Origin of the sequence: Arthrobacter sp. LjRoot78 (assembly GCF_964254335.1) — a bacterium.
Lineage (GTDB): Bacteria > Actinomycetota > Actinomycetes > Actinomycetales > Micrococcaceae > Arthrobacter.
In genome coordinates this window covers 699688-711374 of sequence record NZ_CAXUTG020000001.1, presented here as the reverse complement: position 1 = coordinate 711374, position 11687 = coordinate 699688, and the positions used below count along the sequence as shown (strand labels likewise).

General features: G+C 66.6%; 14 protein-coding genes, 1 tRNA gene and 1 riboswitch. Of the genes, 6 read left to right on the top strand and 9 right to left on the bottom strand.

Annotated features, from left to right (window positions below; translation table 11 throughout):
* Nucleotides 1-47: 47 nt before the first annotated feature.
* A riboswitch (cyclic di-AMP (ydaO/yuaA leader) is annotated at nt 48-222 on the top strand.
* From ACSQ1X_RS03440 to ACSQ1X_RS03430, 3 genes are all read left to right on the top strand, one after another.
* Entirely contained in the window at nt 222-1001 is a 780-nt protein-coding gene (locus tag ACSQ1X_RS03440; RefSeq protein WP_436056664.1) for a hypothetical protein, read from the top strand. It overlaps the preceding riboswitch by 1 nt.
* A 242-nt stretch (nt 1002-1243) precedes the next feature.
* The gene (locus ACSQ1X_RS03435; RefSeq protein ID WP_436056663.1) at nt 1244-1759 is read left to right on the top strand and encodes a hypothetical protein; all 516 of its coding nucleotides are present in this window, start codon (nt 1244-1246) and stop codon (nt 1757-1759) included.
* Nucleotides 1760-1907: 148 nt separating this feature from the next.
* Nucleotides 1908-2852: a dolichyl-phosphate beta-glucosyltransferase gene (locus tag ACSQ1X_RS03430; protein WP_436056662.1), complete on the top strand. Its 945-nt coding sequence runs from the start codon at nt 1908-1910 to the stop codon at nt 2850-2852.
* Here ACSQ1X_RS03430 and ACSQ1X_RS03425 read toward each other — a convergent pair.
* The 5 genes from ACSQ1X_RS03425 to ACSQ1X_RS03405 all read right to left on the bottom strand — a co-directional run bounded on the left by ACSQ1X_RS03425 (nt 2839) and on the right by ACSQ1X_RS03405 (nt 5909).
* Nucleotides 2839-3207 carry a DUF7793 family protein gene (locus ACSQ1X_RS03425; protein WP_436056661.1) on the bottom strand — a complete coding sequence of 123 codons (369 nt, stop codon included), beginning with the start codon at nt 3205-3207 and terminating at the stop codon, nt 2839-2841. The two genes, ACSQ1X_RS03430 and ACSQ1X_RS03425, sit on opposite strands and share 14 nt — an antisense overlap.
* Before the next feature lie 65 nt (nt 3208-3272).
* Complete coding sequence (locus tag ACSQ1X_RS03420) at nt 3273-3977, bottom strand: HAD-IA family hydrolase (protein WP_436056660.1); 705 nt, start codon at nt 3975-3977, stop codon at nt 3273-3275.
* Between the two features lie 43 nt (nt 3978-4020).
* Entirely contained in the window at nt 4021-4398 is a 378-nt protein-coding gene (locus tag ACSQ1X_RS03415) for a glyoxalase superfamily protein (protein WP_055800750.1), read from the bottom strand.
* A 95-nt stretch (nt 4399-4493) separates the two neighbouring features.
* Entirely contained in the window at nt 4494-5129 is a 636-nt protein-coding gene (gene upp, locus ACSQ1X_RS03410) for a uracil phosphoribosyltransferase (RefSeq protein ID WP_055800753.1), read from the bottom strand.
* 12 nt (nt 5130-5141) lie between these two features.
* On the bottom strand, nt 5142-5909 hold the full coding sequence (locus tag ACSQ1X_RS03405) for a phosphatase PAP2 family protein (RefSeq protein ID WP_436059250.1): 768 nt from the start codon (nt 5907-5909) through the stop codon (nt 5142-5144).
* 136 nt (nt 5910-6045) lie between these two features.
* On the opposite strand from ACSQ1X_RS03405, the gene tadA reads away from it, so the two are divergent.
* Nucleotides 6046-6615, top strand: a complete 570-nt coding sequence (gene tadA, locus ACSQ1X_RS03400) for a tRNA adenosine(34) deaminase TadA (protein ID WP_436056659.1) — start codon at nt 6046-6048, stop codon at nt 6613-6615.
* Here the strand turns inward: tadA and ACSQ1X_RS03395 are convergent.
* The 4 genes from ACSQ1X_RS03395 to ACSQ1X_RS03380 are packed head-to-tail and all read right to left on the bottom strand — an operon-like array spanning nt 6548 to nt 10425.
* A complete protein-coding gene (locus ACSQ1X_RS03395) occupies nt 6548-7786 on the bottom strand; it encodes a DNA glycosylase AlkZ-like family protein (protein ID WP_436056658.1) in 1239 nt (412 codons plus the stop codon). The genes tadA and ACSQ1X_RS03395 overlap by 68 nt on opposite strands.
* A gap of 50 nt (nt 7787-7836) precedes the next feature.
* A complete protein-coding gene (locus ACSQ1X_RS03390; RefSeq protein ID WP_436056657.1) occupies nt 7837-8964 on the bottom strand; it encodes a glycosyltransferase family 4 protein in 1128 nt (375 codons plus the stop codon).
* A 6-nt stretch (nt 8965-8970) separates the two neighbouring features.
* Nucleotides 8971-9369 (bottom strand): 6-pyruvoyl trahydropterin synthase family protein, encoded by a 399-nt coding sequence (locus ACSQ1X_RS03385; protein ID WP_436056656.1) that lies wholly within the window; start codon nt 9367-9369, stop codon nt 8971-8973.
* Nucleotides 9370-9408: 39 nt separating this feature from the next.
* Nucleotides 9409-10425 (bottom strand): dehydrogenase, encoded by a 1017-nt coding sequence (locus ACSQ1X_RS03380; RefSeq protein ID WP_436056655.1) that lies wholly within the window; start codon nt 10423-10425, stop codon nt 9409-9411.
* 106 nt (nt 10426-10531) lie between these two features.
* Between ACSQ1X_RS03380 and ACSQ1X_RS03375 the strand changes: the two genes are divergently transcribed.
* Both ACSQ1X_RS03375 and ACSQ1X_RS03370 read left to right on the top strand, forming a co-directional pair.
* A tRNA-Ser gene (locus ACSQ1X_RS03375) sits at nt 10532-10621 on the top strand.
* Between the two features lie 410 nt (nt 10622-11031).
* Nucleotides 11032-11643, top strand: a complete 612-nt coding sequence (locus tag ACSQ1X_RS03370) for an adenylate kinase (RefSeq protein WP_436056654.1) — start codon at nt 11032-11034, stop codon at nt 11641-11643.
* The last annotated feature ends 44 nt before the right edge of the window (nt 11644-11687 follow it).

The following is an 11687-nucleotide window of genomic DNA, read 5'->3' as shown; positions in this document are numbered from 1 at the left end:
AGCGTTTTTAGAGTGCGGCAACCGTTATAGCCGCATATCCGGATGGACGCCAAACTCTGCCGCTACCCGGATTTCCTCATGATTAGGCAGAGGCGGGGGACCCAGGTCTCCGGGCATTTTGCATAGCCGCCCTCGGGGTGAAGCCGACACGTGAAGTTCCGTGCGGCCGGATGACCTCATCCGAACCCGACAGCTAACTCCGCCGGCATCGAGAGGCAACCATGACTAAATCCACGCTAGAAGTACGTCCGGAGCGCGCTTCCGACGAGTCCAAGGCGCCTGCCGAACGCTCACGCCACCGCGCCGAACCAGCCACCACCGCGTCGCCAATGTCCCGGATTGCTGCCGGATTGCAGGGCTCAGGCCGGCGGGCCGCAGTAGTAGCCACGGCCTGCGCCGTCCTGATCGGCGTCGGCGCCGCCGGCCAGGCCTCAGAACCTGCAGCCCCGGCAACATCTGCAACGGGCGAAGCCAGCGCCGCTACCGCAAACGCCGAGTCGAAGCTCGCGTTCGAAAAGATCCTGGTCTCCGCCATGCCCGCCCCGGCCTCTGTCAGCCTGACAGCGCAGTCGTCCGACGCGCAACCGGCATCCGAGGAGAAGTCCGCACCGGAAGCACCGGCACCCGCGCCTGCACCTGCACCGGCTGCGGCCCCCGCACCGGCTCCTGCCCCGGCACCGCCTGTAGCCGTCGACGATCCCGCAGCTGCCCAGGCGTATGCCGCATCGCAGCTCGGTACTTACGGCTGGGCGGCTGACCAGATGCAGTGCCTGACCACGCTGTGGACCAAGGAATCGGATTGGAAGACCACTGCCACGAATGCCAGCAGTGGCGCCTACGGCATTGTCCAGTCCCTGCCGGCCGAGAAGATGGCCAGCGCCGGGTCCGACTACCTGACCAACTTCCGCACCCAGATCAATTGGGGCCTGAACTACGTCAAGGAACGGTACGGCTCCCCCTGCGGCGCCCTGAACTTCCACTACGCCAACAACTGGTACTAAGCCGGCGCATCTTCGCCAGGCTTGGTCTGCATGAGCCGGAGGCCCCGAATCCACGTGGTTCGGGGCCTCCGGCTGTCTGACAGCACATTTCTCCCGCTGGTTCGCCCGTGTCCCTACCCTCATTCCTGGAGCCACAAGGTTTTCACAAGGTTGTGGAGTGACTCTGGGTCGCCGCCGCTTTCAATCGTCTTCCAAGCGGCTGCCGGCCCCAGGGCCGTCGTCAAGATGCAGGGAGCACAACAATGAAAAAATGGTTAGTTCCGACGGCCGTCCTGGCCTCAATTTTCGCAGCCGCCGCTCCGGCCGCGGCTGCGCCTTCCGGCCCGCCGCATCCACCGCTTCAAACTGAGTACATCTTTCACTGCGGCCAAGCCGCAGGTGGCTTCGACATCGAAGCCACCGTGACCGGGCGGGTCAAGGACATCGTTATCCCGGGGGACAGAGTCATTTCCGTAGCCCCGAACCTCAACGTGACCCTGACTAACGATGCCGGTGAGACGGTTAGTTATGTCATCACGGGCGCGTCCCACATCCAATTCGTGCCCACCGCCACGGATCCCGACAGCGTCGAATTCAAGTCGACCGGCCGGAACCTCCTTTCATTCGCCGATACGGACCAGGCTGGCGAGGACGTTTCCGGTGTGGTGCTCGTATCGGGCAACTTCAACTTCGCCGTCACCGGGGACTTCCAAACGGAAATCCGGAGGTACTCGGGACCTGGCACGGTCATCGACGTCTGCGCCGTACTGGCCCCCTAACGAACCCAACCGCGGCGGCGGTGCGTCCACCAATGGCGGTGGGCGCACCGCCGCCGTTTCCTTGCACGCTTCCGCACCCGGCAAATCCCACAGCAGCTGCACAGCTTTGGCCTAAATCCTTCATATGCGCCGGTCCCATAGTGGAACCATGACGCTCACAGACCAGTCCGCGGGAACACTGCTCCAACTGCCATCGCAGCCGCGGGCCGCCGTCGACGTCCCGCCCGGCAGCGTTTCGCCGCCCGCAACGGGGAACACCCGCCGTGCCCCGATCGACACCAGGACCGCGGGGGATTCAGGAACCGCCATCCCCGTCCTTGATGTTGTCCTCCCGGTCTACAACGAGGAACGGGACCTGGAGCGGTCCCTGCGGCGACTGCACAACTATCTGCTCGGCACCTTCCCGCACCCGTTCCGGATTACCGTGGCCGACAACGCCAGCACCGACAGCACTCTTAAGGTGGCTGAGCGCATCGCGCGTGAACTCCGCGAAGTCAGCGTGGTGCGGCTTGCCGCAAAAGGGCGTGGCAACGCCCTTCGCACCGTTTGGCTGGCTTCGCCCTCACCCGTGCTGGCCTACATGGACGTGGATCTTTCCACCGATCTGGCAGCGCTCGCCCCTTTGGTGGCGCCACTCATTTCCGGGCACTCCGATCTGGCCATCGGAACCCGGCTGGCGCGCGCTTCCCATGTGGTCCGCAGCCCTTGGCGTGGTTTCATTTCACGCGGCTACAACCTTCTGCTGCACGCGCTGATGGGTGCACATTTCAGCGATGCGCAGTGCGGATTCAAGGCAATTCGCGCAGATGTTGCCCGCCGCATCCTTCCGCACACGGCGGACAACGAGTGGTTTTTCGACACCGAGCTGCTGATCGTGGCGGAAAAATGCGGACTCCGCGTGCACGAGGTTCCGGTTGACTGGACATGCGGTGCCGACGCGGGCGTGGACCTGCTGCACACGGCCCTCGCAGACCTCCGCGGGATGGGCCGCCTTATCCGGGACTTGGCGGCGGACCGCATTCCGGTGCGGGAGCTTCGTTCCGAACTCGCCCGGGTTTACGCCCCCGTCGCTACGGCGGCTACGCTTCCCTGAGCCACGCCATGGCTGCCGTCGGACAGGTGAAATAGCGCGTTGGTGCGGCAGGAGCGTTGATGCTGAGGAAGAAATTGGCCATGGCCCGGTCCACCGGGGACGATCCGAGGAGCGCCACCCTCGCTACGGTGCTGGGGCGGGCAAAGACGCGCCGGGCCCCCCGGCTCATGGACGCCGTCGCAGCCATATCCACCAGCATCGGAAACGAACGCCCGCGGCTCAGGTCATTGACGGCTGCCATGACAGCCAAGGCAGCTTCCTCGCAGATAGCCAGGCCTGGAATCCATTGCACATGCAAAACGCCGGTGCGCAGCTGAACAATGCCTCTGTCGCCGGCAATCGGGATCTCGGTCATCCTATCCCCCCAAGATAGTTTCAGACGTCCCTCCCGAGACTACTGGACCGAAAACCGGTTTGGGGTCAGAACCGGAAGGAAATCCTCCTGGCACCGGAATCGTCCATGTCCGTGGTCACGGACACGCCGGAGTAGTCCGCAAGGTGCAGAACACCGTCCGGCAGGGGGCCGGTATTGGGACCGATGGCCACGGTCCGGATTCCGGCGGCCAGTCCGGCCGCAATGCCCGCGGGGGCATCCTCAAAGACAAGCGCGTCGGCCGGGTCCACACCGAGCAGTTCGGCGGCCCGGAGGTAGCCTTCCGGGTGCGGCTTGCCCCGGGTGACGAGGTCGGCCGTGACTGCGGTGGCCGGCATGGCCAGTCCCGCGGCGCCCATCCGGATGTCGGCAAGGATCCGGTCGGCGGAAGTCACCAGCGCCACGGCATCTGCTGGGAGGCTGCGCAGCAGATCGGCGGCTCCGGGCAGCGCAACGATGCCCTCGGTCCGAACCCGTTCCATGGCGCCGAGCTCGGCGGTCAGGGCCACAACATCGGCGCCGACAGGTGCAAACCGCCGAACGGTGTCCCCTGCCTGGACGCCATGGGAGGTGTGGAGGATCTCGGCGATGTCCAGGCCGTAACGGGCCGCAAACTCGCCCCATACCTGCTCCACGACGGCTGTGGAGTCGACCAGGGTGCCGTCCATGTCGAACAGCACGGCCTTGGCGGAGATCGTGGCGACAGGCGATGCGGCGATGCGCGGTACGGCGGCTTTTGGGCGGAAGCTCATGCTTCCATCCTGCCCCACCCGGGGCGAAGCCGGATTCTGTGACTTATCCGTTCGGGCGGTGGGGGATGTATTGGACGGCCCATTTGTTGCCGTCCGGGTCAGCGAAATGCACGAAATGACCCCAAGCCTGAATGTCGATGTCGCTGACGTCAACGCCGTTGTCCTTGAGCTGCTTGTGCGCTGCCTGGATGTCGCTGACCACCAACTGCAGGCTTGGAGCGGTGCCGGGCGGGGCATCGTTCAAGCCTTCGCCGATGGCGATCGAGCAGCCGGAGCCCGGCGGAGTCAGTTGGACGAAACGGATGCCCTCCATGGGCCGTTCGTCGTAGTCGGCGTTGAAGCCCACCTTATTGACGTAAAAATCCTTGGCACGGTCCACGTCGGACACAGGGACAAACACCAGTTCAAGTTTCCAGTCCATGGGCCACAGGCTAGCGGCGGCCGCCGAAAACCGGAAGGGGGCAAGCGCCTCGCTGCCCCGGCTCCCCTTCACCGTAGACCCGGCCCGCTGCCTCGTTAGCCGGCGATGCCGTAGAGGCGGTCGCCGGCGTCCCCGAGTCCGGGCACGATGTAGGACTTCTCGTTGAGTTTCTCGTCAATGGATGCCAGGACGATGGTCACGTTCGCGTCCGCGAGTTCTTCTTCCAGCTTGGCAAGGCCCTCCGGCGCTGCCAGGAGGCAGATGCAGGTCACGTCCGAGGCACCGCGCTTGAAGAGGAACTTGATGGCTTCGCGCAGCGTGCCGCCAGTGGCGAGCATGGGGTCCAGGACAAAGATCTGCCGGTCCGTCAGGTTCTCCGGCAGGCGCTCCGCATACGTGATGATGTCTAGGGTTTCCTCGTCACGGGCCATGCCCAGGAAACCGACCTCGGCCGTGGGCACAAGCTTGGTCATGCCCTCGAGCATGCCGAGGCCTGCGCGGAGGATAGGGACCACGAGGGGCGTGGGCTTGGTGAACGCGGTGCCGATGGTGGTGCTGACGGGCGTTTCGATCGTGACGGGCTCGGTGCGGACGTCCCGGGTTGCCTCATAGGCGAGAAGGGTGACGAGTTCCTCGGTGAGCTGCCGGAAGACCGGAGAAGGGGTGTTCTTGTCCCGCAGAACGGTGAGCTTGTGAGCGACCAGCGGGTGGTCCACGACGAGTGTGCGCATGGGTCAAAACTATCACCCGGAGGTGGTGTCCCGGCCCCGTGATCCGTGGGGCTCCTCCGGGTGGCCCTCGCCCCTGTGGGCGCCATGGCGGGCGCCAAGTTCCTCCCGGAGCACCGGGTGGTCGAACGTCGGGGCGGGCCCGGCATGCTCGCGGTGCCGCATCACATGGAAGAGCCTGTGGGCCAGGATCACGATTCCCACCCAGGCGAGGCCCAGGAGCCACCCGGCGATGACATCGGTCAGCCAGTGATGGCCGAGGAATACCCGGCTCAGACCCATGGCAATGATGAAGATCGAACCAGCCGTGATGATGGACACCCGCGCAACGGTCCGCTGGATCTGCAGGCAGGCCAGATACACCACCAGTCCGATCACCACGGTGGTGTTGAGCGTGTGCCCGCTGGGGAACGAGGGCGAGGACTCATAGGGCGGAACAGCGTCTGCATGATCCGGCCGGGTGCGGCCAAAGAGCTTCTTGCCAAAGGTGGTTGCGGAGACCGAAACAGCCGCGGCGCCGCCCACCAGGATGAGGGGCCGCCAGGTGCGCCCGGCCCACGTCAGCCAGGCCGTCAGGATGCTGCCGACGATCGGCATGCCGATCCCGCCGCCGACATTGGTGAAGGCAGTGACGGCGGAATTGAGCCAGGGGGTCCGGAGGTCCTCAGACAGCGCCAGCGCAGGCTTGTCCAGGTTGGCCAGGCCGGCCTCATCCACCACGTTGTCGTAGACTTCGGCGCCCATCACTGCCAGCGCCACCACGATCACGCCGCCAATCAGCATGGTGATCCAGAGGGCGGCGTACGGCACAACCCACCGCCCCCACCGGTCGGTAATGCGGTCAGTCAAGGTTTTCACTGCGTCTCCCGAGCTCATCCGTCGTCTGCGCCTGCCGTACCTTCGAAACTATCATTGAGCCATGACTTCCCCGGAGCCGCGCCATGCCCAATGGATGGGCCTTGCCCTCGCCGAGGCACGGCGGGCGCTGGGCACCGAAGACGTGCCCATCGGCGCCGTCGTCATCGGGCCCGACGGCGGAGTCCTGGGTACAGGGAGGAACGAACGGGAAGCGCACGGTGATCCCACGGCGCACGCCGAGATGGTGGCTATCCGCGAGGCGGCCGCCCGGCTCCAGGCGCTGGGACAGGCAAACGGCGGCCGAGGCGACGGCTGGCGGCTCGCGGACTGCACGCTCGTGGTGACCCTGGAGCCCTGCGCGATGTGCGCCGGCGCCATCGTCCTTGCCCGGATTCCACGGGTGGTGTTCGGGGCATGGGACGAGAAGGCGGGGGCTGCGGGATCCGTGTTCGACATCCTTCGCGAACGCCGCCTCAACCACTGGGTGGAGGTCTACGCCGGAGTCCGCGAGCAGGAGTGCGCCACCCTGCTCCGGGATTTCTTCGCCGGACAACGGCAGGTCACTAGCTGGCATTTGCCGCGTCCAGGGCGTCAATCCGCTCCTGCCGCGACGCCGGCGAGTCGAGGCTGAAGGCACGGAAATCACCCAGGTCCGCACGGATCCAAGACTCCACCTCATCGATCCGTTGCAGCACCCCGGGTGTGGGGCCGGCGAACAGCCAGTGGGCTATCCGCTGCCCCTCGGGATCGTACTGCCAGAGCCCAATGATCCGGCCGCGGTCCAGGATCGGGTGGTCCGGCAGGTCGGCCTGCTGCGCCAGGGTTGCGCCGAGCAGCTCCGCGTCCCCGTCCCGGTCTCCGAACAAGTCCGCGGCGTTCCGCCGCTGCATCACGAGCGAGTCCGTCCCGGCAAGGAGCTGGATCTGTTCCACGGCCGGCACTTCGAAAGCGGCGAGGCGCTCGACGTCCTCGGGCAGCATCCACAGCGCTTCGCCTTTGACCGCAGGGTGGACGGTGGGCAGCTCGACTGCCCCGACGGCGGCCAGTGCTGCTTTGCTCTGGGCGACCGTGAACCCGGAGAACCACTGCGACTGCCTGAGCGTGGCGCCGCCTGTCCAGCCCAAGTACTTGCGGATCAGCTCTGTGCGGGCGGCATCAATGCCCAACGGGCTCGGCGGCAGGTCCCACAGTGTGTAGGCGTAGCGCTGCTGGTCGAGACGACCGTTGGCGGGGACGCGGCGGATCCGGCCGTCGCGCTGCAGCAGGCCAAGGGCGGTGGGGAGGGTGGTGGATACGCCTTGCCTCTTCCCTTCCTCGCCCAGGCTCCGGACGGAATCACCCAGCTCGTCCTTGAGCTGTTTCGGATCCAGCGGGCGGCCAGCCTCGGCCAGGGCATGCAGCACCTGCTCCTCAAGCAGCGTGAGTTCACCGCGGTCCACCCCCAGCCTGCCAAGCACTTTGAAGACTTCGGCGGAATCCTTGCCCAGCATCAACGCCCACGCGAAGTCCTCCGCGCCCAGGATGTAAGTGCACCCGCGTGCGCTGGGGAGTTCGGAGATCCGCAGCGCACGGACGTCGGCATCAACCTGTTCGCGCCGGATTCCGGCGCGGGCGAACAGCGTGAGGTAGGGGTTGGCGCCGCCCAGGGAACGTGCCCAGCCGGCGCTGGCCAGCACCTCGGCAGAGCTCTGGCCGGCGAGGCTACCGTCGAGTCCTTGCCGGTGCCAAGCCCAGGCACGGAGGCGTTCGGCGGTGAGAGTCCCTGCAGGCGGAGTCTCGACGGTGAGCGGCTCGCTGGTCATAGCGGCCATTGTCCATCAGCCGGCGCGTCAACGGAATGAGGCGGGACCATTCAGTTCCCGGGTCCGCTTGCGGCAATGGCGTCCAGCACGGTCCTGGCTGTGACGTCCCAGCCCGGCAGCCGGGTCCGCGCAGCCAGCGCTGCGTCACGCCAGCGGGAGCGAAGCCCTGGATCTGTTAGCCAGGTGCGCAGTGCCGCTTCCAGCGGGGCAGGGTCCGCGCCGAGCACGACGGCGGCGCCCGGCAGATTGGGCGGCCCGCCGTCGTCGGGGGCTTCCGATCCGCCAGGCGACCCGGCCGCGAGCGCCTCGACCGCGCCGGTGCCGTCCCTGACCACTACCGGGATCCCGCGGGCCAGGGATTCAGTGACCACCATCCCGAACGCTTCTGCCCGTGAAATGAGCAGGCTGAGATCCGCCCGGCCCCACTCGGCATCGAGGGTCGGCCCGCTGAGCTCCCCCGGGACTGAGACCCGCTCCGCCAGCCCCAGCCTGATGACGGCACCCCGGACGGACTCCGCATACGCGGGATCTGCCGAATCGGATCCCACCAGGGACGCGGTCCAGGGCAGGTCCCTGATCCCCGCGAGCGCCTCCAGCAGCAGGAGCTGGTCCTTGTTCGGCAGGAGGGCTGCCACGGCTATGAGGTGCGGCGGGCTGGAACCGGCGGCCAGGGGAGCGGCGGACGTTCCCGGAAGCGCTACGTGGATCCGGGCCGGGCTTCGCTCAGCCGAGCTGTGCCGGCCCCGGAGCTCGGCGGCGGCCGTCGAACTCGCGCAGAAGACGCCCGCCGCGGCAGCCAAGGCCCTCCCCTCCCGGTCCGCGTGCCCGGGCAACGTCATGTGCACGAGGATCCAGGCCGGTCTTCCGGCGGCGGCGGCCGCTTCCAGTGCCTCCGGCGCACCCAGCGCAACGAGTCCATCCACGATGGTGACCCGCGCGGTGGAAGGCGCCGGGGACGTGGCACCGCCGTCGCCGAGCAGCAGTCCGGCCAGCCGCCGTCGTTCTTCCTCGCGGCCCACCGGCCAGTGGCCGTCAACGGGGCAGTTTTCTACGTCCGTTCCGAGGGCGGTGAGCCCGCGGGTCAGTGCGGAGTTGTAGGCGTTGCCCCCTGAGTTGTGCCGCACATTGCCCGGAACGATCAGCCGGATCGCCGCCCTGCTAGCGCCGGACGCAGTCATCAGCCGCTATTCGGCGTCGAAGTCAAGGGAGAACGACGCCCAGGCGTCCGGGTTCTCGCGCAGGGTGACGGCCAGGCCGGCCAGCTCCCGCCCGTCCTCGTTGCCGCGGACCTTGGCCGCCACAGCCTCGGCAATGTATTGCGCCAGCGCCTCGGTGGTGGTCAGCTTCCCCGCAAAGTCAGGGTGCTCGTCCAGATTCTTGTAGTTCAGGCCGGCCAGCACTTCTTCAATGAGCCCGCCGGCCGCCCCGATGTCCAGGACGATTGAATCGTCGTTCAGCGCCCGACGGCGGAAGGTCACCTCCGCAACGAAGGTGGCCCCGTGCAGGCCCTGGGCAGGTCCGAAGACCTCTCGGGGAAGGCTGTGGGCAATCATGAAGTGGCGGCGGACGGTCAGGCTGAACAAGGGCTACCTCGTGTCTTCGTCGGGATGTTCGGCAGGGTATTAGGCAGGGTATTCGATCACGTGGCAGAGTGCGTCCAAGCGCCCGTCGGCGAGTTCGTGGACGACGGCGGGAAGTTCCGCAAAGGGTGACGTCCCCGTCAGGAACGTGTCGTAGACGGGATCGCTGAGCAGGGACACGGCGAGCGCGAGGCGGTCTGCGTTGGTCCGGCGGTGGCGGCGGGCGCGGGCCACCACGCCCACCTGGCTGGCGCGGATGGAAAGCCGGCGGGCGTGAAAGTCCTCCCCCAGCGGAATGGTGACTTTGCGGTCGGCGTACCAGGACATCTCGATGACGTCCCCTTCGTCGCCCACCAGCTGCAGGCTCCGTTCGAGCCCTTCCTGCGATGCTGAACAGTGGATGACGATGTCGCAGTCGGCCAGGGCGTCGTCGGGGTGGCTGAATTCGACGCCGAGGGCGTCGGCGAAGGCACGCTTCCCGGGATCGACGTCGATGAGTTGGAGCCGTTGCAGCGGGAAGGTACGCAAGAGCGTGGCCACCATGCCGCCCACCAGGCCGGCGCCAACGACGGCAACGCGGTCGCCCAGACGAGGCCCGGCTTCCCAGAGGGCGTTGACGGCGGTTTCCACAGTTCCGGTGAGCACGGCACGGCGGGCCGGGACATTCTCCGGGACCACGGTCAGGGACTCGACGGGAACAACGTAGCGGTCCTGGTGCGGGTGCAGGCAGAACACCGTGCGGCCAACCCATTCGTCGGGGCCTGCTTCCACGATCCCCACGGAGAGGTAGCCGAACTTCACCGGCGAAGGGAAGGAGCCCTCCTGAAGCGGCGCCCGCATTTGTTCGGCAACCCTCGGCGGCACGTGGCCGCAGTGAACCACCGTTTCGGTGCCTTTGCTGATTCCCGAATACAGGGCACGGACGAGGGCTTCACCGGGGCCAGGTGCGGGTAGGTCCTCGGAGCGGAGCTCGCCTTTTTCGTGGCCGACGGTCCAGTAGGACCGGGCCTGTGAACCGGCTTGTGACCGGGATCGGGAGTGCGGCTGGGAGTTGATCATCTTGCTTATGAATCTAGTCCCCGGCGCGTGCGTGGGGAAGACGTTCACTGCCCGGCGCGCCCTCGTTTTGGGGAAGGGCGCCTTGCTCCGGTAACCTATTCAGGTTGGTGACGTGTCCGAGCGGCCGAAGGTGCAACACTCGAAATGTTGTTTGGTGTCAAAGCCAACGTGGGTTCAAATCCCACCGTCACCGCCAAGTAGCGAAGCCCCGGGTCTTCTTCGATGAAAACCCGGGGCTTTTGCTTTGCCCGGACTACCCTTCGGTAGGTGTCGCCCCCTGCCCGATGGCGACGGACGGGGAAGGACTCCTAATGGTGGGACCTGGCTCGGATGATCCCGGCTGATAGCCCTGCAGCCGCTATCAGGGATCCAAGCATGATGGCTACGCCTGAGAAGTAGTCAGTGATCGTCATTTCGGTACACCTTCCATCTAGTGGTGTATCGAAGCTACCCATGCAAACGTCCGCGAGGCGCAGGATCGCCGAAAGATTTGCTCACAATTGGGACACGGAACAGGCGGCGCGTCCCGCCTCGGTCCCTTGTGCTGCCGCCACCGGGCGGACACCATGGTGGGACACCTTTCAACGGCACCAGGGAGCGGTCTCAATGTTGCGAATGCTGATAATTGGTCCTCCGGGCTGCGGAAAAGGTACCCAGGCGGACCGCTTATCGCGGCACCTCGGCATCCCGGGTGTGTCCACCGGCGATGTGTTCCGTGAGCATGTGAAGAACCTGACGCCGCTGGGTCAGGAGGTCAAGGAGCATCTGGACGGGGGCGACCTCGTGCCGGACGGCCTGACAAACCGCATGGTGCGGGACCGCCTGGAGCAGGCCGACGTGCGGGATGGATTCCTGCTGGACGGATATCCCCGCAACACAGCCCAGCTGGCTGAACTGGACACGATTCTTACCGCCGCCGGGCAGTCCTTGGACGTCGCACTGCAATTGACGGCCGACGACACCGAGCTGGTCCGCCGGGTCCTCCAACGCGCCACCGTTACCGGACGCAGCGACGATACCGAGGAGGTCATCCGGCACCGCCTGAAGCTGTACTACCGGGAGACGGAGCCGGTGGCAGAGATGTATTCCGAGCGCGGGATCCTCCTGAGCGTGGACGGCATGGGCAGCGAAGACGAGGTCTTCGGCCAGTTGCTGGCGGCCCTCCGCGCCTCGTTCCCCGCCGCCGTCGCCGAAGCGGCCCCGGCTACCCCGCACTAAGCGGCGCCGGCTGTTACCGAGCCCCGGCGGCTACGGAGCGTCCA